26 protein-coding genes are annotated in these 18,954 nt (G+C 63.7%); 16 read left to right on the top strand and 10 right to left on the bottom strand.

The features are described from left to right. The first annotated feature begins 56 nt into the window (after window positions 1–56). From CO675_RS11660 to CO675_RS11720, 16 genes are all read left to right on the top strand, one after another. The gene (locus CO675_RS11660; RefSeq protein WP_097672047.1) at window positions 57–368 is read left to right on the top strand and encodes a hypothetical protein; all 312 of its coding nucleotides are present in this window, start codon (window positions 57–59) and stop codon (window positions 366–368) included. A gap of 531 nt (window positions 369–899) precedes the next feature. Then, on the top strand, window positions 900–1,778 hold the full coding sequence (locus CO675_RS11665) for a DUF932 domain-containing protein (protein WP_097672048.1): 879 nt from the start codon (window positions 900–902) through the stop codon (window positions 1,776–1,778). A gap of 34 nt (window positions 1,779–1,812) precedes the next feature. Further along, on the top strand, window positions 1,813–1,977 hold the full coding sequence (locus CO675_RS40510) for a hypothetical protein (protein ID WP_158231220.1): 165 nt from the start codon (window positions 1,813–1,815) through the stop codon (window positions 1,975–1,977). Window positions 1,978–1,989: 12 nt separating this feature from the next. Beyond that, on the top strand, window positions 1,990–2,286 hold the full coding sequence (locus CO675_RS11670; protein ID WP_097672049.1) for a hypothetical protein: 297 nt from the start codon (window positions 1,990–1,992) through the stop codon (window positions 2,284–2,286). Between the two features lie 92 nt (window positions 2,287–2,378). Then, window positions 2,379–2,582 carry a hypothetical protein gene (locus CO675_RS11675; protein WP_097672050.1) on the top strand — a complete coding sequence of 68 codons (204 nt, stop codon included), beginning with the start codon at window positions 2,379–2,381 and terminating at the stop codon, window positions 2,580–2,582. Next, on the top strand, window positions 2,579–2,719 hold the full coding sequence (locus tag CO675_RS40515) for a hypothetical protein (protein WP_158231221.1): 141 nt from the start codon (window positions 2,579–2,581) through the stop codon (window positions 2,717–2,719). Before CO675_RS11675 ends, CO675_RS40515 begins: the two co-directional genes overlap by 4 nt. A 68-nt stretch (window positions 2,720–2,787) precedes the next feature. Further along, window positions 2,788–3,351 (top strand): hypothetical protein, encoded by a 564-nt coding sequence (locus tag CO675_RS11680; protein ID WP_097672051.1) that lies wholly within the window; start codon window positions 2,788–2,790, stop codon window positions 3,349–3,351. Between the two features lie 10 nt (window positions 3,352–3,361). Further along, window positions 3,362–3,721 carry a hypothetical protein gene (locus CO675_RS11685; RefSeq protein WP_097672052.1) on the top strand — a complete coding sequence of 120 codons (360 nt, stop codon included), beginning with the start codon at window positions 3,362–3,364 and terminating at the stop codon, window positions 3,719–3,721. A gap of 207 nt (window positions 3,722–3,928) precedes the next feature. Continuing rightward, the gene (locus tag CO675_RS11690; protein WP_097672053.1) at window positions 3,929–5,347 is read left to right on the top strand and encodes a hypothetical protein; all 1,419 of its coding nucleotides are present in this window, start codon (window positions 3,929–3,931) and stop codon (window positions 5,345–5,347) included. An 88-nt stretch (window positions 5,348–5,435) separates the two neighbouring features. Continuing rightward, window positions 5,436–7,592, top strand: coding sequence for a DUF3560 domain-containing protein (locus CO675_RS11695; protein ID WP_097672054.1), 2,157 nt, complete (start codon window positions 5,436–5,438; stop codon window positions 7,590–7,592). 74 nt (window positions 7,593–7,666) lie between these two features. After that, window positions 7,667–7,906, top strand: coding sequence for a hypothetical protein (locus CO675_RS11700; protein WP_097672055.1), 240 nt, complete (start codon window positions 7,667–7,669; stop codon window positions 7,904–7,906). A 75-nt stretch (window positions 7,907–7,981) separates the two neighbouring features. Beyond that, entirely contained in the window at window positions 7,982–8,353 is a 372-nt protein-coding gene (locus tag CO675_RS11705; RefSeq protein ID WP_097672056.1) for a hypothetical protein, read from the top strand. Then, complete coding sequence (locus tag CO675_RS11710) at window positions 8,350–8,625, top strand: hypothetical protein (protein ID WP_097672057.1); 276 nt, start codon at window positions 8,350–8,352, stop codon at window positions 8,623–8,625. The genes CO675_RS11705 and CO675_RS11710 overlap by 4 nt, the downstream gene beginning before the upstream one ends. Before the next feature lie 40 nt (window positions 8,626–8,665). After that, on the top strand, window positions 8,666–9,232 hold the full coding sequence (locus CO675_RS11715; RefSeq protein ID WP_097672058.1) for a hypothetical protein: 567 nt from the start codon (window positions 8,666–8,668) through the stop codon (window positions 9,230–9,232). Further along, on the top strand, window positions 9,229–9,603 hold the full coding sequence (locus CO675_RS39880; RefSeq protein ID WP_143278966.1) for a hypothetical protein: 375 nt from the start codon (window positions 9,229–9,231) through the stop codon (window positions 9,601–9,603). The genes CO675_RS11715 and CO675_RS39880 overlap by 4 nt, the downstream gene beginning before the upstream one ends. Window positions 9,604–9,697: 94 nt before the next feature. Continuing rightward, window positions 9,698–10,021 (top strand): hypothetical protein, encoded by a 324-nt coding sequence (locus CO675_RS11720; RefSeq protein WP_097672059.1) that lies wholly within the window; start codon window positions 9,698–9,700, stop codon window positions 10,019–10,021. Window positions 10,022–10,234: 213 nt separating this feature from the next. Here CO675_RS11720 and CO675_RS11725 read toward each other — a convergent pair whose 3' ends face one another. The 10 genes from CO675_RS11725 to CO675_RS11770 all read right to left on the bottom strand — a co-directional run bounded on the left by CO675_RS11725 (window position 10,235) and on the right by CO675_RS11770 (window position 18,725). Then, window positions 10,235–10,510 (bottom strand): hypothetical protein, encoded by a 276-nt coding sequence (locus CO675_RS11725; protein WP_097672060.1) that lies wholly within the window; start codon window positions 10,508–10,510, stop codon window positions 10,235–10,237. Between the two features lie 9 nt (window positions 10,511–10,519). After that, a complete protein-coding gene (locus CO675_RS11730; RefSeq protein WP_097672061.1) occupies window positions 10,520–10,819 on the bottom strand; it encodes an HNH endonuclease in 300 nt (99 codons plus the stop codon). A gap of 41 nt (window positions 10,820–10,860) precedes the next feature. Further along, window positions 10,861–11,046, bottom strand: a complete 186-nt coding sequence (locus tag CO675_RS11735; RefSeq protein ID WP_097672062.1) for a hypothetical protein — start codon at window positions 11,044–11,046, stop codon at window positions 10,861–10,863. Window positions 11,047–11,057: 11 nt separating this feature from the next. Beyond that, window positions 11,058–11,957: a hypothetical protein gene (locus CO675_RS11740; RefSeq protein WP_097672063.1), complete on the bottom strand. Its 900-nt coding sequence runs from the start codon at window positions 11,955–11,957 to the stop codon at window positions 11,058–11,060. A gap of 292 nt (window positions 11,958–12,249) precedes the next feature. Then, window positions 12,250–12,726 (bottom strand): DUF4411 family protein, encoded by a 477-nt coding sequence (locus CO675_RS11745; RefSeq protein WP_158231222.1) that lies wholly within the window; start codon window positions 12,724–12,726, stop codon window positions 12,250–12,252. Window positions 12,727–12,747: 21 nt separating this feature from the next. Continuing rightward, window positions 12,748–13,911 carry an ImmA/IrrE family metallo-endopeptidase gene (locus tag CO675_RS11750; protein WP_097672065.1) on the bottom strand — a complete coding sequence of 388 codons (1,164 nt, stop codon included), beginning with the start codon at window positions 13,909–13,911 and terminating at the stop codon, window positions 12,748–12,750. A gap of 212 nt (window positions 13,912–14,123) precedes the next feature. Beyond that, complete coding sequence (locus CO675_RS11755) at window positions 14,124–15,572, bottom strand: DnaB-like helicase C-terminal domain-containing protein (protein WP_097672066.1); 1,449 nt, start codon at window positions 15,570–15,572, stop codon at window positions 14,124–14,126. Continuing rightward, entirely contained in the window at window positions 15,572–16,318 is a 747-nt protein-coding gene (locus CO675_RS11760) for a DNA-methyltransferase (RefSeq protein ID WP_097672067.1), read from the bottom strand. Before CO675_RS11760 ends, CO675_RS11755 begins: the two co-directional genes overlap by 1 nt. Continuing rightward, window positions 16,315–17,637: a DNA-methyltransferase gene (locus CO675_RS11765; RefSeq protein WP_158231223.1), complete on the bottom strand. Its 1,323-nt coding sequence runs from the start codon at window positions 17,635–17,637 to the stop codon at window positions 16,315–16,317. The genes CO675_RS11760 and CO675_RS11765 overlap by 4 nt, the downstream gene beginning before the upstream one ends. Beyond that, on the bottom strand, window positions 17,634–18,725 hold the full coding sequence (locus CO675_RS11770) for a DUF7146 domain-containing protein (RefSeq protein ID WP_097672069.1): 1,092 nt from the start codon (window positions 18,723–18,725) through the stop codon (window positions 17,634–17,636). Before CO675_RS11770 ends, CO675_RS11765 begins: the two co-directional genes overlap by 4 nt. Window positions 18,726–18,954: the final 229 nt, after the last annotated feature.

The following is an 18,954-nucleotide window of genomic DNA, read 5'->3' on the forward strand; positions in this document are numbered from 1 at the left end:
TTCCGTGATAGTTGCGGACTGGATGACTGCGGCATAACTCAATCTTGAGGCGTCCAATGACCGATACAAAGGCGAGCAAGGGCACGGCCAAACGCAAGCCAGCAAGCCGGGCCTTCTCTTCCGCTGATGCTTCACTGAGAATCAGCGCGGCTGAATTCCGGGCCTGGCAGGAAGGCGCCAGCCTCTCGAATGCCGCAGCTGCGCGCCTGCTCTACGTGTCTGAAAATACCTTGGCGCAGTACCGGGCCAATGGTGCGGGGCCGGATATCGCGCGCCAGATTTGGGCGATCATTGCCGGGATAAGGCCGGATACTGGACGGCAGCGCGCCGAATTGCTGGGCCGGATCAATGCCGCGCTAGGCGCCTAATGCCTCAATATTGCGATACCAAGCCGGGCCATTCTAACTTTTTTTCGCAATTTTGCGTTTTGCCAGTTGACGGCCGCGCCGATATCTGCGCATGTACGCATCACCACGGCGCGATTGTGCGCAACTTCAAAGGCCCGGCGAAATGATCCCCTTCATTTCCTTTTGTATCGCTAACCCGGCTTTCACTCTGGCCATGCTCGCAGCGATCTATACCGCTTGCTGGGCCGCCCTCGTCCCCTTCCTTTACGCGCCCGCCAAGTCTCGGCGCCTTTCGATCCGGCGCCGCGCGCGCCGCTCCAGCTTGTCGCGCCGCTGAGGCGGTGCGGCTCAACCCGCGCAATCGTGCGCAACTGAAAAGGCAAACTCGATGAAAGACTTTCTTCTCTTCCTCGCCGTGGCGTTCGTTGGAACGCTTGTAATCGTCGCCTGCTGTATCTGACGATTTGCAGCCTATGCCGTGCACGTCGCGGCATAAACGGCAAATCGCCGAACCCCGCGCAATTGTGCGCAACTCCAAAGGAAGTAACTGCAATGACTGTCTACACCTCAACCGCCCGTTTCGATGGTACCGCCCGCGCTCTCACCGAGAACGAATTGCGCAAGCTGGCGCCGTCGGTTTTCGCGGTCGACGCTCACCATTCACGTTCCGAACGCTTCCAGCCTATCCCGACGTTTGACGTGCTGCGCGCGCTGATGGCGGAAGGCTTCCAGCCCGTCGGCGCGAAACAGAGCGTTGCCCGGCTCGATGATCGCCGCGACTTCACCAAGCATCTGATCCGCCTGCGCCGTCTCGACAACGCCGCAACCTACACCGTCGGTGACACCGTCTGCGAAATTCTCCTCAAGAATGCCAATGACGGGACATCGGCCTATGACTTGATCGCCGGGCTTTTCCGTGTCCGTTGCCTCAACAGCCTTGTGGCGCAGGTCGGCACCGTCGAATCCGTCAAGGTCCGCCACACCGGCACCGCGCAGGATGTTTCGCACAAGGTGATTGAGGGCACCTATCGCGTGCTGGGCGAGGCCCAGAAGGCTCTATCGGCGCCGCAGGACTGGGCGCGCCTGGCACTCGACCGCGACGAAAAGCAGGTGCTGGCAGAAGCCGCGCACGTTCTGCGGTTCGGTGATGCGGAAGGCGAAACGAATACGCCGATTCAGCCCGCGCAGTTGCTGCAGCCGCGTCGCCGCGACGACGTCGCCGCCGATCTCTGGACTACGTTCAATGTGGTTCAGGAAAACGTCATCCGTGGCGGGCTGTCAGCTCGCGGGCTCGATGCCAACGGCCGCCGCCGTCGCGTCACGACTCGCGCCGTTAACGGGATTGATCAAGACGTGAAACTGAACCGCGCCCTTTTCACGCTCGCGGCCAAAATGGCGGAGCTCAAAGGCGCGGCTCGCATCGCGGCCTAAGCGATTGCAGCCCATGCCCGGGCTTGTCCCGGGCATGATCGGCAACCGCCGGAAACCGCGCAATTGTGCGCAACTCGAAAAAGGGAAAATTGCCATGAAGTATCGCCGCCACGATTCCGACCGCAAGCCAACCGACAAGCGGACTCGCCGCGCCGTGCTGAGCCAAGGCAAGCGCGCCTTTCTGAATTCCTGCCTCTGAGGAGCTAGGCCTATGCCTGTTATCGAACTGGACGGCGCAGTCTATTTCAATTGCTGTACCGGCACCGCTGCGCCGGATTGGTCTCAATTCGTCGCGCTCGAAACCGGCGGCTGCACTACGGAAACAGACGCGCGAACGGGCCAAGAATGGACCAACGGCGGAGAGCCGGACGACGTTGCCGAATTCTGGACTGTTTACGGCCGCCTGAAGGAAGGCGGTTGCGAGGCCATTACGGATTGCAAGACGCGGGCTGAGGTTGACGCGGTCGCGCTCCGCCTCTCCGAGCTATCCGGGCTTCCCGTTCATTGACGTTGCGACACTGCGCAGGCCTGGCCCTGCGCAGCACGGAACGCCAAAGCGGACTAACGCGCGATTGTGCGCAACTCAAAAGGACTCTGGATATGCGAGGGATTTGGACTCTCTACGTCGACCAATACGGCAACCGCTGGGGCGCCAGCACGGTTGCGGAGCTGCGCGGCAAGATCGGCGGCGGGCGCATCGCCAAGATGTATCGCGACAAGGCGAACGGCCGCGCCGTCCACTGCGGCTACATCATCGGTTCGCATTGGTGCACCGCTTATAGGCCTGTCGAGGTGCCCGCATGATGGCGGAGACATTCATTCCCGACAACATCCACGGGATTCCCGTTGGCTTCTACACGGACCGCGGAATCGCCGCGCTGCTGCGCAGTTTCTGCCGTTATCCCGCCGCGGTGCGGTTCATTGCGGACATGCTGGAATAGCGCGGGCCTGGCCCGCCGACGTTTCGAACCCGCGCGATTGTGCGCAACTGAAAGAGGAGCAATTCAACATGGCTTGGCAGTTCTATGACTTTTTCGTCCATCCGACTATCCACGGGCCGATGCCGGAAAAGCGCTGGATTCCGGCCGCAAACGACAAGCCGCACAAGGTGCGGCGTAGCTCGAAAGTCACCCGCACCGCTGGCGGCGTGTCCGCTGACGATTTGAACGAACGCCACGCAATCGAGTACGCGCGTTGGCTGGCGCGGCGAGACAACGCCGATATCCCGTCCGGTACCTCGCCGCTAATCATCTGGGACGGCGTGACAGACGCCGCCGGAAAATGGCGCAAGCGCGCCCGTGCAGTCGAGTTTGGCACGCGGCGGACAACTCACACCGGCTACGGCCGAAACGCCTGCACAACGCACCACTGGGACGTCGCCGCCCGGATCGAAATTCCGCATTGGGATTGGCAGCCCGCCGAACCGGTTGAGGAGATCACTCCGGAAGCGGTACCGGTCCCGGTTGCGCCTTCCTTCAAGATCCCGGGCAGGATCCTGCGGACATCATGCCTTGTGCCAGTTTTGGCGCGTGTCCCGGTTGCGCCTTCCTGCGCAATTCGGCTTGCGGCTTGAGACGGCGCCGATGAAACGCCAGCAAGCTCCGACGTTCAATCAACTTTGCGATGCATTGCAGTCGCGTCCTTCGCCGCGCTCGCAAGCCGAATGGCGCGAGGCCTCAACAGCCATGCGCCTGGCCCGGCGCCATCCCGGCCGCGTCGGCCGAACGATCTATATCGAATGCGGGACATTTGCGCGCCGCATTTACCTTGAGGCCACTTGGGGCGGGGTGAATTGCTACAACGGCCCGCACCCATTCGGCTACGTCAACATGATCGCTCACCACCGGTTCGTGCTCCGGCAGGGACTGCGGGAAGGCCGCGTTGCGGAAGCCCGACACTTTGCTGAGGCCTCGCGCCTCCGCGGGCCGGTGCCGCTGCCATGACGCGAAAGCCTCAACCCCGCAAACAGCGCTGCCCCTACTGCAGGCAGTTGCGGCCGTTCTACATGATCGCCGCACACATCACCCAATGCGAGGCGCTTAGGTAGCGTCCCGGCTACGACCGATTTCCACGGTGGATGACGTTCCCCCCCGGCGTCGGCCGATTCCAAATCCGCGCAATAGTGCGCAACTGAATAGGAGGTTTCCGAGATGACTGACAGCAACACCAAGCGCGCATTTTCGCCTACCGGTAGCGAAATCGTCGCCACCGCCGACATGATCCCCGGCAACGCGATGTGCTTTTTCTATGGCCGCAACGCCGATGGCACGCTCGAAATGGACCATTCGAGCGAGGGCACTCGCATGTGCTGGGATGGCGCCATCACCAAGACCGACGAGCGCGGCCAAACCCTATTCATCGCCCAGGACGGCACCGAGTGGCCCGAAGATTCGATCCACCTGGAAGGCGAGGAGCCGCGCCAGATGCCGGCCGCGCCGGATTCCCCGGTTGCGCCTCTTCTCTCCGCTCGCGAGCATGCAACCGTTTTGGCCGCTCTACGCCACTGGCAGCGCCATCAAGCTGATAGCGTCGGCGTGAGCCGCAACGTGATCCCGGAGGACGATATCGCCACTATCGGCGGCACCGTGGCGCCTATGCGCGCCGCTGAGGTCGATGCCCTTTGCATGCGGCTCAACTCCCCGGTTGCGCCTTCGCCCGATTGGCGCGAGATCGCGCGCGACCTGGCTGGCGCGCTCGACGCCTGCAGCCATCAGATTGGCCAGATGTCCGGCATGTTCGATGACGAGGACGGAACGATCGCGGCCGCCGTCTCGGACGCTGATGACGCGACGGAGTCCTATCGCAAGGCCATCGCTGGCGCACGGCCTTCGCGCTCGCCTGCGCTCGGAACGGTTTGGACCTGCACCACCGACGGCGACGAGTGCGCGCTCACCACAACCATTCACGCCACGGAAGCGGAGGCGCTGGAGCGTGTTCGCGACGACTTGCGGATGGATTGCAAGCCAAACCAATTGAAGCACCTTGGGGCGCTGCCCGCGGTTGATTTGCCGGAAGCGTGGACCGAAGCCAACGACGGCGCGTGCATCATCGAAAGCCACAAATTGCCGTGCCTCCCCGCTGCGCCCTCGCCCCTTGCCGTCGTGGTTGAACAGGGCCTTGTCGCGCGCGTCATGTCCGACAATCCCGAGCTGATCGGTGCGCCGGTGCTGCTGATCGATCATGACACCGAAGGCGCCGACGCCGACGATGTTTTCCAGATCGCCGCGAATGACGGCAGGGCCGTGTCAATCGTCGGCCACATCTTCAACGTCGAGGCATCGGACGTGCACTTGCCAGCTGTCATGGCAACCATGCTGGAGCGCGGCCGCGACTTGCGGCAGCCACCTGGCGGATTTCCGGGTCAGGATGATCGGGCGCGCGCCGAAGGCTGGTGTCTGATTGAGGACGCTGGCGGGCTGCTGCGCATCGAGGCTGACAGCGACTCCGACATTTTCAGCCCGGGCGGCGTCAGCCACGACGACGAGGCCGAGGCCTTCGTCAAGGCGAAAGCGGCCGAAGGCAGCGAGTATCACATCGCGGCGCTTGCCCGGGTCGGCACCGCGCAATAGCCCCGGCTACGATCGATTTCCCTCACCCCCGAGCTACGACCGATTTCGCAAGGCGCAATCGTGCGCAACTGAAAAGGAGCAAGATCACATGAACCATACCGCCACCTATTCGCCCGATGACAACAAATTGCGCCTCTATCCCGCGCACCGCCTCGACGCCGAGGAGTACGCGCGCGTAAAGGCCGCCGGCTTCAAGTGGGCGCCGCGTCAAGAACTGTTCGTCAAGCCGACCTGGTCGCCGGAAGCCGAGGACCTGCTGATTGATCTCGCTGGCGAGATCGGCGACGAGGATACGAGCCTGGTGGATCGCGCCGAGCAGCGCGCCGACCGTTTCGAGGACTACAGCGACAAGCGCCTCGCCGACGCCGAGCGCGCGCGGAAGACGGTCGATGAGATCGCAGAGCGCTTCTACATGGGTCAGCCGATCCTTGTGGGCCACCATTCGGAGAGGAGCGCGCGCAAAGACAAAGAGCGCATGGACAACGGCATGCGCAAAGCTCTCAAGCTCTGGGATACCTCGAACTATTGGACCGCGCGCGCGGCCGGCGCGATCGCTCACGCGAAATACAAAGAACTGCCGGCCGTCCGGCATCGCCGCATCAAGACCATCGAATCCGACAAGCGAAAGCTGGAAAAGTCGACGGCCGAGAATGAGCGTCAGCTCAAAGCTTGGCGGATTGTCGCCAGCATCACCGACGCCGAGAAGCAGCGCTCAACCGGTCTCACCGTGGCGAACGTCGGCGGCTATTGGTCAATGTCTTTCCCCCTGGCCGACTATCCGCGCGATCCGCCGGCCTCGCAGTACGAGGGCCCCATGGGCCTTTGGTCGGCTATCGATGGGAACGTCATCACGGCCGCCACGGCAGCCGAGCTTGCGATTGCTGGCCTGGAACGCTCAGCCCCGCGCAAAGCCCGCTGGATTGCTCATTACGACAACCGCCTGGCCTATGAACGCGCGATGCTGGCCGAGCAGATCGGAACGGAGGCGAGCGCCAACCCGCTGGCCGACCGCTTCGCTTTCGCTGTCGGCGGCCAAGTGCATGCTGGCCGATACGACGAATGGCTGACCGTGACGAAGGTCAACCGCGGCGCCAACGGTTCGGTTTCAAGCATCACCACCACCACGCCGGCCGGCTCGCGCAACAAGCTGGCGCGTTGGCGAGTCGAGAGCGTCCGCGACTATCAGGCGCCGAGCGAGGAGACCGTCGCCGCGGCGAAGGCGGCAAGCAAGCTCCCGCCGCTCTGCAACTATCCCGGCGATGACTTCGCCCGCCTGACTCAGGATGAATACGACAAGGTTCCGAAGGACTATCGAGGTTATCGACCGCGTGCCGCTACCGAGACGGTCGGCGCGCACCGTACCCGCGTAGCCATCGGGGCCTATGCGTTCCGCGGCACCTGCGACCCCAACAAGCGACATTCCTACGCCGGGGTTTTCATCACGGATGCAAAGCGCGTCGACCCGCCCAAGGTCGTGCCAGCCCCCGAGCCGCAGGAGCCGGCCGAATTCGTCGCCGAGTATGTCGCGCCACCCGCTGTTGACCTTGACGCGACGCTGGGAACAATCGCCGAGATCATGGCGGAGCCGTCGCCGGTTGAGTCCGTGCCGGAAGTCGTCCCGGTTGCGCCCGCGGAATCGCTGCGCCATCTCCCGGATACGGCCGATTTGCCGGCGCCGACAGCCGCGGACACGTTCGAGGCAATGCGGGCGATGCTCAGGGGTGGCGGCGTGCAGGTCGTCGTAGCCCCGCAACTCTTCGCGACCCCGCCCACCTTGGCGACCGATGTGATCGAGGCGGCAGACATTCAGCCCGGCCACCTGGTGCTGGAGCCGAACGCCGGCACGGGGGCCCTCGTCTATCCTGCACTGGAGCGCGGCGCGAGCGTTACCGCTGTTGAGATAAACGACGTCCTGGCGCGGACGCTCGGGCTCGATCGTCGGATATACCTGACGGTGCGACTCGATTTCCTCACTCTCGAACCGTCCGACGAGTGGATGTTTGACCGCGTCGTGATGAATCCCCCGTTCGAGCGCGGAGCAGACATCAAGCATATCGAGCACGCGCGGCGGTTTCTGAGACCTGGCGGCCGGCTGGTCGCGATCTGCGCCGACGGCCCGCGCCAACGGGCGAAGCTCGAACCGATCGCAGCGGAGTACCGCGCCTTGCCCGCCGGGTCCTTCAAGGCCGCCGGCACGATGGTCAACACGGCGTTGGTCGTCATCGACGGGCCGCCGCCTGGATAGCCCCCCGGCTGCGCCCTCTCGCTTACGACCGATTTCCCACCCCCCGGCTGCGACCGATTTGAGAGGAGACCCCCATGACCGACTTCATCATCTGCAGAAACTGCGGCACCGAGGAGCACGCGCACCTGATCGACGCTAAGCCGGAGATCGGCGCCGATGAAAACAGCGACTTCACCCGCATGGAATGCATTGCCTGTTATGGGCCCGGCTGGCGACCGGCTGCATCAACGTCCGATTTCAAACTCTCGGTGGCGCCGCACTTAGCGCCGTACTACGCGGCCTATGCTGGGCGGATGGGCTGGACACCGCAGTAGCCCGGCTGCGCCCCTGCGTACGACCGTTTTCCCGTCATCCCCTCGGCTACGGCCGATTCTGAAAGGAGAATTACCATGCTCATCACCGTCAAGGCCGGCGCAAAAGTCGATGGTCACACGTTCAGCAAGGACTCGAACCAAAACTTCGGGCGAGAGAAAGCCGAAGGGCTTATCAAAGATGGCCGCGCGCAGCCCGTGGCGTTCGATGCTGAGGGTAACTGCCGGATCAATACCAGGTTTGATGCTTGGCTCAACGAGCACGGCGCCCTGGCTATCGGTTCCGGTGGCGACGCCTTTCTGCATCTCTCATCAGAATTCCCGCTCGCGTACTTGCCCGAGGCCTTGCAAGCCTATCAAGCGGGGCATCACCACGGCATGGGTGACGGCCGCATCAAGCTGCAGTCAGAGATGCGGGACCTGCTCTGCGTGGAGCCCGCTCGCACATGAACGCCGAGCAGATCATAGCTGCTGCCGGCCTCAAGATCGCGACACGCGCCGAGTTCGACGCCGAGTCCGACGTCCCCGCCGGGGTTCGCCTGTTGGCCGCGCGCATCTTCAAGCGTTGGGGCGGCGACTTCGTGGTGTACGACCCGGCCGGCGGCGATGACGGCTGGCTGCTGATCGATGATGATCGCGACCAGATCATAGGCGAGACGGTCGAGCACCTCGGACGGCTCGAGCCTGAGCCGCCGGCGCCAGCGCAAGGCTCACTGTTCTGATCCCCCGGATACGATCGATTTTGAACAATAGGAGAACGATATGACGCAATCCGACTACAAGCACGGCACCTGCGCATGGTGTGGCAACCAAGAAGAGGTTTTCCGCGACAACATGCTGTGCGACACCTGCGACAGCGATACGGTCTATTGCACTGTCTGCCGATCGCGCCAGCACCATGAATCGAAATGCCGCCACGTTTTCCAAAGCCACGGATGCGGCGAATGGCGCGGCGCCGGCTTCGATCCAATCGACAACGAGATGAAGGCACCTTTCCACCGCCTGTTGTCGGCCATGGGCGAAGACTTCGCGGTCGATCTGAAAACTGCGATCCGGTCAGGACGGTTCTTCACCTGGACAATAGCGCCGATGATCGGCGGTGGCGGAATGCTGGAGCTCAACGGCATGCCGCAGCGCGACGGTCGTTCGATGCTATTCGAGTGGGGCGATGCCTTGATCAAGCTCGGCGAAGGACGGCGCGCGGAGGAACTGCACGACGGCTATCGATGGATCGTGAGCCTATACAAGCGCAACACCACGAAGGCCAACCGGACCACCCTCGCCTGGATCGATCAATGGTTGTGGCCTTTTGCCGGGGCCGCGTCATGAGCCGAAGAGTCCGACGCGTTCCCGCAGACTGGCAGCACCCCCGCAACTCCGGCGGCCGCTATGTGCCGCTGGCTGAAGCCATTCCGGATGCGCCTGCGCCATACCCTGCGGCCAGCTATATGCCGGCTTGGCCAGCAGCGGAACGGACGCACTGGCAGTTGTACGAGACCACCAGCGCCGGGACGCCGCTATCACCGCCCTGCCCGTCGCCCGAGGCCTTGGCCAAATGGCTGGCCGGCCACCATGTGGAGGCCGCACCGGGCTTCACGGGAACGGAGGCGCAATGGCTGGCCGCGATCAAGCGCGGCGGCGTCATCCCGCCGGTGATGACCGTCGGCAAGCGCCAGGTCAATCCGCTCGACTACACCTGATCGGCCGGGACTCCCGGCTACGATCGATTTTGTGCTACCCCCTCGGCTACGGCCGATTCCGGGCGATTGTGCCCAACCGGAAAGGAACTCTCAGATGTCCCCACCCCGATTTGTTCACCGCAAGATCTCGGCCGAGGACTTCAAGTCCGAACTGGCCAAACAAGGCATGTCAGTGCCGGCGTTCGCAAGGGTCTGGTGCCAGAACCTGTCGACGGTCACGAAATGGGCGAATGGCGGGAATGACATTCCGACCTGGGTGCCGATCGCGCTGACCATGATGACGCTACCGAACGCCCACGGGACCGCGCGCATGGCGGCCGCAGCGATGATCCAGCAGGACCGGCTGCATCCCGAACTCGGTGAATTCCCCTACCAGAAGCTGCGGCAGATGCCTGCGGACGACGAGATCGAGGAATAGCCCCCGGCTACGATCGATTTTGCGGACCCCGCTTGCGCCTTGCTGCCTTGGCTGTCCGCTTTTTTGCCGGCGATCGCTTCACCGCTGGAGCCGCTGCCGGGGTCTTCGCTGCGTCCTCGGCATCGAGCTTGCGTTTCAGCGCTTGCATCTCCTCGTACCGGGCTTCCCGCTGCTGACGCAGCCGGTCGGCGCGCGGTGATTGTTCGCGCCCCATTAGCCGGCCTCCGCCTCATCAACCGGCACCTCGCCGACCTCGAGCATGACCGGCGGATGGGTCCGCGAGATGACCCTAAGATGCACAGGGGCGCCGGCGTTCAGCCGAGCCAACTCCTCTGCCGTCGGCTTCCATGCTGACGTTAGGGACGGCATAGAATTGTTGATGACCTCGGCGCGGATCGGCAGCGCAAAGCACGTCCCGTCTCGCTCCTCGTCCCAATTCGGCGGGGCGCCCAATGTCATGTTGGCGCCGTCGATCTTCGCAATGTCCATTGTACCCTCCTACGATCTCATGCGGTTTGCTCGAGCCTGGATGCCGGCCCGGGTGTTGTGCGAGTTGCAGGCGCAGCGGCCATTACTGAGATCCAGCGCCAATTCTGGCCGATCGCGCACATCCTGAATGTGATCGGCGTACATCTGGTCTCCCTTCTCACGGCTGCGCTCGCAACGGTGGCCGTTCTCGACGTATTCGCAGCGCCAACCTGCTCGCTTCTTGACCTGCAACGCCCACTGCTGATGCTCAGCAGTCTGATAGTGAGGATCCGCGCGCTTCGGCGGAGGCTTGACCTTCCTGGTGTCCAACGTCGGGACGCGTGGGCTGAGAGATGGGATGCGCGACCGCCTCATTTTTTATCTCCTCGTCGCGGACCGAACATTTTCCGGCCCATCGCACGCACCATCTCCCGCTGGTCCCAGGTCATGGTGTCGTTGTCGACGTCGAGCAGCAGGAGACCGTATTCCCGCCAAACCCGCTGCTTGGTCTCCAGCGGTGTTTCCCGCGTGTTGGGAGCGAACCGTCCGAGCGACATCGATCAGCCCCTTACTTTCGCAAGCCCATGCCGGCAGCGGTCCTGAGCCGCCGCACGGCGTCCCATGTCCGGTCGATGATCTCGACGCCCTCGTAATGCTTCACGAGCGCGTTCAGCGCGATCCGGAAGTCGGAATTGTTGGTGCGGTGCTCCTCGCCGCCATGCAGCCGGACGTCCTCGCTGCTGCACTCGAGTCCAATCCTGACGAGCAGGATATCGAACTGCCGCCCGCCGAGACGACGCTCGACCTCCCTGAGACGCCCGCTGGCCTCGAGTGCGATGGTGTGCGAGGGCGACCCGCCGCCTCCGCCGTCGACCTTGTCTTGCAGCGCGAAACCGCGCGCTCCGTGGAATGTCGCGAGATCGAAGTCGCGCCGGAACCGATCCGCGGCGCTCTGGCGCAGCTTGTCCTCTGGATCCGCGGCGCCCCGCTTCTTCGACTCGGTCAGATTGAGATGCGAGGCGCGAACGGTGTCGACCATCACGTTGAGCCGCGGGTTTTCCGGGTCCGGAATGATGTGCTTGCGCCGGCCGCTAGCGAGCCGCTCGGCCTCTGCGGCCGCCTTCTGCTCCTTCTTCGTCAGCGGCTTGCCGAGAATGTTCAATAGATCGGCGGCCCGCGCGGCCGCATGCTGATACCCCTGCTGGAACAGCTTGTTTGTCCGGAGATACTCCGTCACCAGGCGGGTTGTCGGCGTATCGTAGCCCATGGCCCACTCGATACCCGCTTCGCCAATACGACGGGCGCTTGCGCGCTCTTCCTCAAGCATGACCTGGGCTTCATACGAGAGACCGGCGTAGGAGCGCATCGGCTTGGCCCGCCGGATATCACGCTGGAATGCACGGGCGCGACGATCGCGCTCCTTGTCGACGTGTACCGCCGCGACATCCGTGATCTGTGCTTGAGACATTCCATCCTCCACGCAGAATCACGAATAGATTTCGCGGAGGTGATTTGTCTACAAAAGCAAGCAGAAAGTTGGAGCGTCATCCACCAGTCCGTTGAAGGTGCAGCGTCAACGGCCAGAGCCACTGATCAATCCACTCGATCGTCGTTCGATTCGCCTTCGCGGGATCCGTTTGTAGAGGCTGAGCAGCCATGACCTACCGCCGGTGATGTGGTCCAGCAGGTAGGAGCTTCTCCTTGATGCCGACCTCGGCGTACATCACGGCAAATGGGCCGCCGATCGATGAACGCGGCCTTCACATCGTGATGAACTTTGCGCCGAGCTGCCGCAGCATTTCGTAGGGCCCGATGTACTCGACGCCGAACTGCTTGCAGACATTCGGGATCTTCGGCTTCTTCGATGTGGCGTCGACGAGCTGCTCGCCTGTCACGACGATCATTCCGTCCACCTGGGCTCGGGCGATAAGCCAGGCGTCGGCACCCTTGAGGAATTCGCTGGCGTTGTGCTGCGGGTACGTCTTGACGACATATTCCGCGATTGGCTGATAGGCGGCCTGAACCGGCGCGGCCGGCGGCTGGAAGAACGGCGTGCCGTCGCGGTCCTTCACCCAAACAGCCAGTTCATCGCCGAAGCCGACCATCTCCTCGTAGACGGTGCGGCATGACACGATCCGGCCAGACGCTGACTCCTTGTCGAGCCAGGTCCAGAATCCGGGCACGATATCCATGGCGTAGGGGCCGTTCTGCGCTTGGATGAAAATGTTGCTGTCCAAACAGTACGGCTTCGGCATCGATCACCGCAGCTCCAACTTGTCGGCCACTGCACGCAGCAGCGGGACCTTGACACCGAGCAGGCGCGCCGCATCCCGGTACAGGGTGCGGCCCTCGAACGTGGCGTTGATTACAGCCCTGGTGAACAGCGAACCGTTACGCGAGCGAAGGGTGACGTAGAAGTCGCCGCCGCCTTCATCGCCACCGCTGTCCCGCTGCCGGAAGCGGGCAAACTCGCGCCGATACATCTCGTCGATTTCGCGTTGGTCGACGTCGAGCAGATCGGATGCCCGCCGCAGCAGCACCAGCGAACTCACGCGATAGCGCCGCACCAGATGGCCGATGTTGGCCTCGATGCTTACCTTGTAATTCCAGTGACGCCGCAGGCTTTCCGCCGGCACCAGCACCTCGGCCGCGACGGCGTTGCAGAACTGCTCGGTCCTCGCCTCTTGCCGCTGGCTCTGCGCCAGTTCGACGTTCGATATCCCGGTGGCGCCAATCCACAGGTGTGCTATCTCGTGCGCCAGCGTGAATATCTGTGCGGCTTTGGCGTCTCGGCCGTTGATGAATACGAGCGGCGCCACCTTGTCGGCGATGGCGAAGCCGCGGAATTCGTCGACGGACAGCGCGCGGTGAGTGTTGTTGCCCACTATCCCGCTGCGCATTACCATGACGCCCGCCGCCTCGGCCTGGCGGATGAATAGGCGTAGGAAATCCTCCCAGCTGCTCGCCTCCGCCCGCATGGCCTCATCGATCTTGAGTACCTCGGCGATACTGCGCGCGACCTCGTTCGGGTCGCTCCTAATCGTGTAGGCGCCCACGAAGCCCAGCGGCTCGGCGCCCTCCTGCTGCCGGTAGTCCCGATACCACTCGTGCTTCCGGATGATATCGTTGACCAGGTCGTTAAAGTCGACACTAGGCCGCCGCAGTTCGGCGTTGCCCACGGTCCGCAGATCCGGCAACGCGAACTGCTCCGCCGGCGGGCTCTGCAGGAACAGGTAGCCGAATGGGATTCGCAGGACGTTCGCGAGGGTCTGCGCCTGCTTGAATGTTGGCTTGGCCTCGCCGTTCTCCCATGCATCGAGGCGGTCCGGCTTCACGCCGAGCCTTCCCGCCACGTCCTCCGGCGCGAGCTTGGACCGCTCGCGCGCCCAGCGCAGAACCTCCGGTGTGATGAGCGCTTCCATTGCAGTCGGTTAGCTGTTCCCGGGCCGGCCTGCCACCCTGCGGCCGCGCCAACCGTCGCACGAATTCGTTAACGGCTCAACGTCCTGCCGGACACGAAAAAGCCCAAGCTAGGCCCGGGCTGCATTGCGTACCCTTGCGGGATCGGGCCGTTGGCCTGCTCCCACACGATGCGGACCACGGTCCGCCATGGTCGGACGGAGGTGACTATTAGTCAAAATGGTATCTCCTCTCGGCTAGCGTTTCCTCCAAACAGCATCCTCGGTCCGTTGAAGTCAATTTCCTTCCACTTGCTGCCGGTGCCGCTGCGGTTCTTGAAGACGGCAAAGGCCGCCTTCTCCTTCCAAATCTCCCATTCGCGAAGCCAGCGATCGCGCTGCTCCCGCCCTTTCGGGTTCTCTTCGCTGGCAGGCTCCGGCTCGTTGTCGCGGAGCCAAATCTTTGGAATGCTCAGGCCAATGATGATGTCGCTGTTTTCGACAATCAGGCCGCCGCCGTAGATGTCGCCGCTACCGAACTTCCAACTCGGCGCGCGCTGTCCCTCACGGGTCAACTGCGCGAGTTGCCAGACGACGCCGTCGAGCTCCTTGGCGAGATCTTTCGTATAGGCCGACGCGTATTCGACCGTCCGCACGACGTTCCAATGCTCCTGCTCCGGCTCGACCAGCTTCAGATGGTCGATGCAGAACTGCTTCACGCCATACCGCCGCTTCGCCTTCCGGAACTCGTTGCCGATCTGCTTGATCGTCATCCGGCTGCGGTCTTGGACCCAGACCTTGATCGACTCGAGCTGTTCCTTCGCTCGCCGGATGTCGAGGAATTCCTTCTGGTTGAAGTCGCCGCTGATCTGCTTCTTGACCGAGACGCCGGACAGCGACGCGATGTCGCGATATGCGATCTGCTCCGCGGACATTTCGAGGCTCAGCGAAAAGCCCGGGAAAATGCTCGTCTCGTCCAACGATGGTCCCGCATTGTCGCGTAGGATCTGCGCCATCAAGGCCGATTTGCCGTGGCCCGATGGTGCCGCCAGAGTGACGGTCGTGCCGCCAACCATAGGCCCGAGAACCTGGTCCAACTCCGGGATCTTGGTGAGCACGCCGACGGCCCGCTTACCCTGATGCTCGTAGGCCTCACCCGCCTTGGCCATCGCACTGCCGGCAGCCTCACCGAGCGCAACGGCATGCCGCACCCGGTCGTGGTCGTCGACGATGCGGAGCATGTCGTCGAGTTCCTGGCGCGTTTGATCGAACGTCTTGTCGGGCGCCGTGGCGATCTTCCCGAGTTGTATGCGGGCGCGTTCCCGCCATGCCAAAATGACGTCGTCGACGAAGTCGAGCGCGCTGCTGACGTCCGCCGCCTTCTCGATCAGGATCTGAAGGACGGCCTCTGTATCGCCGACTCCCTCGAACTCGGTCGGGAGCTTGGCCTCGAGCAGCGACAGGGTCGGGCCGGCTCCATTGAGGCAGCAGTCCTCGACCGCGGCGAAGATCAGACGGTGATGCGGCACCGTGAACTGGTCCGCCGACACGCGATCCGAGACAGCCCAGAAGGTCTCGGCCGACCCCAAAAGTTTTCCGATGATGGCTTCCTCAGCGCGAACATTTTGGGTCGGCCTATTGGGCGCGGCTCCTCGCGATGGACCAAGTGTTCCGACTTTAGCCATCAGGCCGGCACCTCAAACTGAAATTGATCCTGTGAAAGGCGTCGCTGCATCACCAAGACCATGTCCTGGTCTGCCTCAATCAGGATGCTGGAACAGCCGTACCGCGCAGCGGCAATGCCCGTTGTTCCGCTGCCAGCAAAGCAGTCCAACACAACGCCGGCCGGTGGACATGAGTAAAGAAGCAGCGGATCGACGATCCCGAGGGGCTTCTGGGTAGCGTGCACCGCGCGCCGATGCTCGGATCGCACGTAAATCACGCTACGCATGAGACGTGGGCCTCCGTCAACCGTTCGATACTCCATCTCTTCGATGTCGCCCAAGTGTATCGTACGGCCACGGCGCCTCACCGTCCGTGCGATTGCGTCGTTGGTCACCTGAGGAAGCTTGTAGACCTGATCCCATGCGGCATCGTCACGGTAGAACTGGACCGCGGACTCGTGGACACGACGAAACCGATCGGCATGGAAACCGCTTCCGTTCTGCTTTTCCCAGACGACGTCCTGAGCTGGGCGCCAACCTGCAAATTCGGGCGCGCGATCGAGGAACATCTTGAGCGTTCCGAACACCCACATGCTACCGGTTTTTTTGAGCACTCGCCGTACACTGGCGGGCCAGCCAACCGGCCAGCGGTCCCATATTAGCTTCGTTGATCCATAGGGCGGATCGGTCAAGATCAGGTCAACCGACTCATCCTCGAGGCGGTTCACAACGTCACGGCAATCGCCGCAGATCACCTGCACGCTCATGCCGGCACCGCCTCGAGCTCGACCGAGGTTAGCATCGGATGGCTCGCGCTGATCCGTTTGGCGGCCATCTCGGCGTAATCAGCGTTCAACTCGATCAGGATGGCGTCACGCTGCAGCCTGTCCGCAACCAGTCCGGTGGTGCCGGCGCCGGCAAACGGATCGAGCACGGTACCGCCGGGCGGCACGCCGGCCAGGATGCAAACCGCGGCGACCTCGGGCGGCATCACCGCGAAATGGTTCAACCAGTCCTCGTGCGAGCCACATTCGCAATATCGGAGCGTTACCTTGCGCCCGTCGCGTTCGATCTTTTCCGCGCGGAGTCGCCCAACTTCGGCACTCGGGTAGAACCGACGGCACCCCGTACAGAACTCGTCATTGAAGCCGCCCGGCGCGACCCACCAGACCGACCGAAGAGCCGCGCCGTTGGCGCGCTGTTCAGCCACCGACATGCCGTCCCAGCGATCGTTGAAGCCCGCATGGCGCCGCCCGTGCCCTCGTTGGCGATCGCGCTTGCGCGCGCCGGCGTGCGGTGGCTGCCCGTCAGGCGCGTAGCCGCCACCGCTGACAACAAGGCCACCATCCTCGGCGCCGAGGCGGTCGCGCATGGCACGCGCTAGCCTGGTCACCGACTCCGGCGCTGCCGGCAGCCTGACGTCCTCATAGCCGTGGTAATAGGTCTCCGACTTCGTGAGGTGGAAGACGTATTCATGAGCCGAGGTCGACCGGTCTCGCGTGCTCTCCGGCATCCCGTTGGGCTTGGCCCAGATGTTGTCCTTGCGCAGCCACCAACCGTCCGCACGCAGCGCGAAGGCCAGCATCCACGGGATGCCGATCAGGTCCTTCTGCTTCAAGCCGCCGGGCGCCGGCTCCCATGCTCGACCGATCGCGCCGTCACCCTGGGCTTTCGCTTGGAGGCCGGCCGGCACACGGCTGCCGCGCTCGGTCTGCGCGGCTGTCCTCGAGCTCGCACCGATCTCCCAGTTCTGCCGGACCACCATCGACGCTTCCTGCGACTGCAGCGTGCCGAGCAACGTCGATGATGCGGCGGCCGGATTGCCGCCCCGACCGGATCCTGCATAGCAATCGCCGATGTTGATCCAGAGCGAGCCGTCATCCCGCAGAACGCGCCGTATCTCCCGGAACAGGTCGACGAGCTCCGCGATATAGGCCTCGGGCGAGTTCTCGAGCCCGATCTGGCCGGCCATCTTGTAATCGCGCAGGCGGAAGTACGGCGGCGAGCAGACGCAGGCATGCACCGAGTTGGAAGGCAGAAGCCGGACAACCGCCCGGCAATCACCATTGAGAATTCGAACCGTCAAGCTGAGGCCTCCACGCGCCGCCGCGCATTCCAGATGTCGAGATAGTCGGTACGCATACGCGGTTCCGGCTGGCTGTCGTGCAGCTTGCCGATCGCCACCATGCGTTCATGAAGCTTGCGCACCGCAGCGCGGCCGGCGGGCTCAGCGAGGACCAGGTCGCCGTCCTGGCGGCGCCACGGCTTGTCGCCGTCCGGGAAAGACGTGATCCTCTCCACCTCGATCGGCGGCTCGAGCCCGGCAACGCCGCTGGTGCTGAGGCCGGCCCAGACCGGGCGCCGATACTTGATCAGCGCGCGCGCAGCGAGACTGGTCTCCAGGCCCTCGCCCAGGCCGATGTGCGCCGCGACCCCGCCGATCCGAACAGCACCGCCGGCTGCCGCGCCGGCGCCTATCTTCGCCACCTCTACCGGCGCCTTCGCGGGCTTCGACGGATCGAGATGGACTTTCCAGATAGCGGTTAGATCGCCGAAGACATCATCGACGCGGGCGACCAGCGTCATGAAAGCCAGCCGGTCGTCCAGGTCATAGACAACGCGGCCGTGGAAGCGGAGGCAGTCGTCCCAGCCGCCGGGAGGCACCGGTATGCCGCGCGCCAGCAGATAGGCCTCGGCGTGCGTCCCGGCGATCGGAACAGATTCCATCCAGATCTCGCCCGCGGTCCGCTGCCGCGCCTGCACATGCTCAGCGGCACGCCGCTCGTCTGCGGCACGCTTCTCCGCGGCCTCGGCTGCCCTGTCCTCGCGCCGCCTCCGCTCCTCTGGCGTTTCCTCACGCGCGCGATCGAGCCCGACAAATTCGCGGGCGCGGTCGAACACCTCACCGTCGGCCCTGTGATTGCCCGTCAGCCCATAGGCGAACAGGTTGATCTCGTCGCCGCCGATGCTGGCCGAGCTACGCACCCACGAACCGCGCGTGTACTTGCCGACCGTGCCGAGATAGACCTGAAAAGAACCGAGATCTCCCTTCACGCCGGGAGCGCAATACGCGATCTTGCCGCGCGTCTTGTATCCCTTCCAGAAATGGTCGAGGACACGCTCAAGCTGCTCGTTCAAGCGCTTCTTGATTTCGGCTGTATCTTCTCGCGTCATGCCAAGCCTGCAGCCGCCTCGATAGCTTGTCGCTTCAAGTTCGCCCAAAGCCGGTTACAAGCCGTTCCGTCGTTCTCATGGTGATACCGGCGCCATGCGCGCTTGCGCCGCCCATAGACGCGGCGCCGATCGACGGGCAGCGCGCGCCAATGGTCCCCGCAAATCCATTCCGTCGGAGGAGCGAACCGACCTGTGGTGCGCCGGCAGAACGGCACGCAGCATCGCACCC

It is taken from the genome of Bradyrhizobium sp. C9 (assembly GCF_002532045.1).
Taxonomy (GTDB): Bacteria; Pseudomonadota; Alphaproteobacteria; order Rhizobiales; family Xanthobacteraceae; genus Bradyrhizobium.

What these genes read in the sequence shown, in the direction of transcription:
- CO675_RS11695 (WP_097672054.1), top strand. Translation starts at nt 5,436, where the DNA reads ATGAACCATACCGCCACCTATTCGCCCGATGACAACAAATTGCGCCTC.
- CO675_RS11705 (WP_097672056.1), top strand. Translation starts at nt 7,982, where the DNA reads ATGCTCATCACCGTCAAGGCCGGCGCAAAAGTCGATGGTCACACGTTC.
- CO675_RS11685 (WP_097672052.1), top strand. Translation starts at nt 3,362, where the DNA reads ATGAAACGCCAGCAAGCTCCGACGTTCAATCAACTTTGCGATGCATTG.
- CO675_RS11770 (WP_097672069.1), bottom strand. Translation starts at nt 18,725, where the DNA reads ATGACGCGAGAAGATACAGCCGAAATCAAGAAGCGCTTGAACGAGCAG.
- CO675_RS11675 (WP_097672050.1), top strand. Translation starts at nt 2,379, where the DNA reads ATGCGAGGGATTTGGACTCTCTACGTCGACCAATACGGCAACCGCTGG.
- CO675_RS11755 (WP_097672066.1), bottom strand. Translation starts at nt 15,572, where the DNA reads ATGGCTAAAGTCGGAACACTTGGTCCATCGCGAGGAGCCGCGCCCAAT.
- CO675_RS11750 (WP_097672065.1), bottom strand. Translation starts at nt 13,911, where the DNA reads ATGGAAGCGCTCATCACACCGGAGGTTCTGCGCTGGGCGCGCGAGCGG.
- CO675_RS11670 (WP_097672049.1), top strand. Translation starts at nt 1,990, where the DNA reads ATGCCTGTTATCGAACTGGACGGCGCAGTCTATTTCAATTGCTGTACC.
- CO675_RS11720 (WP_097672059.1), top strand. Translation starts at nt 9,698, where the DNA reads ATGTCCCCACCCCGATTTGTTCACCGCAAGATCTCGGCCGAGGACTTC.
- CO675_RS11690 (WP_097672053.1), top strand. Translation starts at nt 3,929, where the DNA reads ATGACTGACAGCAACACCAAGCGCGCATTTTCGCCTACCGGTAGCGAA.
- CO675_RS11680 (WP_097672051.1), top strand. Translation starts at nt 2,788, where the DNA reads ATGGCTTGGCAGTTCTATGACTTTTTCGTCCATCCGACTATCCACGGG.
- CO675_RS11700 (WP_097672055.1), top strand. Translation starts at nt 7,667, where the DNA reads ATGACCGACTTCATCATCTGCAGAAACTGCGGCACCGAGGAGCACGCG.
- CO675_RS40510 (WP_158231220.1), top strand. Translation starts at nt 1,813, where the DNA reads ATGATCGGCAACCGCCGGAAACCGCGCAATTGTGCGCAACTCGAAAAA.
- CO675_RS11760 (WP_097672067.1), bottom strand. Translation starts at nt 16,318, where the DNA reads ATGAGCGTGCAGGTGATCTGCGGCGATTGCCGTGACGTTGTGAACCGC.
- CO675_RS11710 (WP_097672057.1), top strand. Translation starts at nt 8,350, where the DNA reads ATGAACGCCGAGCAGATCATAGCTGCTGCCGGCCTCAAGATCGCGACA.
- CO675_RS40515 (WP_158231221.1), top strand. Translation starts at nt 2,579, where the DNA reads ATGATGGCGGAGACATTCATTCCCGACAACATCCACGGGATTCCCGTT.
- CO675_RS11665 (WP_097672048.1), top strand. Translation starts at nt 900, where the DNA reads ATGACTGTCTACACCTCAACCGCCCGTTTCGATGGTACCGCCCGCGCT.
- CO675_RS11715 (WP_097672058.1), top strand. Translation starts at nt 8,666, where the DNA reads ATGACGCAATCCGACTACAAGCACGGCACCTGCGCATGGTGTGGCAAC.
- CO675_RS11735 (WP_097672062.1), bottom strand. Translation starts at nt 11,046, where the DNA reads ATGTCGCTCGGACGGTTCGCTCCCAACACGCGGGAAACACCGCTGGAG.
- CO675_RS39880 (WP_143278966.1), top strand. Translation starts at nt 9,229, where the DNA reads ATGAGCCGAAGAGTCCGACGCGTTCCCGCAGACTGGCAGCACCCCCGC.
- CO675_RS11660 (WP_097672047.1), top strand. Translation starts at nt 57, where the DNA reads ATGACCGATACAAAGGCGAGCAAGGGCACGGCCAAACGCAAGCCAGCA.
- CO675_RS11725 (WP_097672060.1), bottom strand. Translation starts at nt 10,510, where the DNA reads ATGGACATTGCGAAGATCGACGGCGCCAACATGACATTGGGCGCCCCG.
- CO675_RS11740 (WP_097672063.1), bottom strand. Translation starts at nt 11,957, where the DNA reads ATGTCTCAAGCACAGATCACGGATGTCGCGGCGGTACACGTCGACAAG.